Here is a 663-nt window from a genome sequence, read left to right as displayed (position 1 = left end):
GATCACCGCGAACAGGCCGATCGCCAGGGGACGCGGACCACGCCAGGCCACCAGCATGGCGATGGTGATGGCGAGAAACAGTGCGGTGAATTCCATCCTCAGCCTCCGGGTGCGAGCCGGCCGCAGTCTATGACAGATTCGTGTGTGTTGGCGGCGGCGCGAATGGGCATTGTCGCTTGCGTGTTGCTCCGCCAAGATGGCACCACTCGTTGTGTCAAATCCTAGCCTCCCGGGACATCTCATGACCACAGACGCGATCAAGCCGGTTGCCCATCCCCGTCATCAGCCCTGGTACAAGATCCTCTACATCCAGGTGCTGATCGCGATCTTCGCGGGCGTCTTGATCGGGCATTTCTATCCCGGCCTCGGCAAGCAGTTGAAGCCGCTCGGCGACGGCTTCATCGCGCTGATCAAGATGATGATCGCGCCGGTGATCTTCTGCACCGTGGTGCACGGCATCTCCTCGATGGGCGACCTCAAGCGCGTCGGCCGGGTCGGGCTGAAGGCGCTGATCTATTTCGAGGCGGTGTCGACCGTCGCGCTCGCGGTCGGCCTTTTGATCGGCGAGCTGCTGCAGCCCGGCCGCGGCTTCAACATCGATCCCTCGACGATCGATCCGAAGGCCGTTTCCACTTACGTGACCCAGGCGAAGGAGCAGGGCAT

General features: G+C 62.6%; 1 protein-coding gene. It reads left to right on the top strand.

Translation table 11 applies throughout. The features are described from left to right. Positions 1–241 precede the first annotated feature (241 nt). A partial coding sequence (locus VQ03_RS30760) for a cation:dicarboxylate symporter family transporter (RefSeq protein ID WP_048454739.1) occupies positions 242–663 on the top strand: 422 nt, incomplete at its 3' end.

The organism is Methylobacterium tarhaniae, assembly GCF_001043955.1.
In the GTDB taxonomy this organism is placed as follows: domain Bacteria; phylum Pseudomonadota; class Alphaproteobacteria; order Rhizobiales; family Beijerinckiaceae; genus Methylobacterium; species Methylobacterium tarhaniae.
This window is presented reverse-complemented; position numbering and strand designations above follow the sequence as displayed.